Source organism: Paraburkholderia sp. BCC1884, from assembly GCF_900996225.1.
Classification (GTDB): domain Bacteria; phylum Pseudomonadota; class Gammaproteobacteria; order Burkholderiales; family Burkholderiaceae; genus Paraburkholderia.
On record NZ_CAAJGL010000125.1, the window covers coordinates 1 to 527 of the forward strand.

The following is a 527-nucleotide window of genomic DNA, read 5'->3' on the forward strand; positions in this document are numbered from 1 at the left end:
CGATCACCAATTGCACGTTGTCGCCCATGCCGGCCGTCACCTCGCCCGCGGCGAGGTTCAGCATCGCCGCGTTGGACAGGTGGAACAGCACCACGCAGGCCGCGAACACCAGCATCCGGCGGTCGCGCAGCAGGTCGAAGATGGTCTCGCGCTCGCCCTCGACGGCATCGCGCGCGCGGCCCGTGGCGGGCGCCACTACCGTGTGGGTGGGCTGGATCATCGCCAGCGCGACCAGCGCCGGCATGGCCATCGCGGCGGTCAGCCAGAACACCGCGCGCGCCGAGATGTATTCGCCCGTCAATCCCATCAGTCCCGCCGCCACCGCGCTGCCGATCGAGGCCCAGCGCGCGTTGCGGCCGAGCCGGTCGCCGAGGTTGGCGCGCCCCACCAGGGCGAACGAGATGGCCGCCAGGGCCGGCGTCAGCATGCAGCTGGCGAAGCCGTGGAACACCTCGGCCGCCATCACCGGGACGATGGTCGGGCTGCTGGCGAGCAGCACCGCCGACAGGATGATGGCCGCGATCGCC

1 protein-coding gene is annotated in these 527 nt (G+C 71.9%); it reads right to left on the bottom strand.

Annotated features, from left to right (window positions below):
* The coding region (locus tag FQ705_RS29290; protein ID WP_144147637.1) for an MFS transporter at positions 1 to 527 on the bottom strand (527 nt) is incomplete at both ends.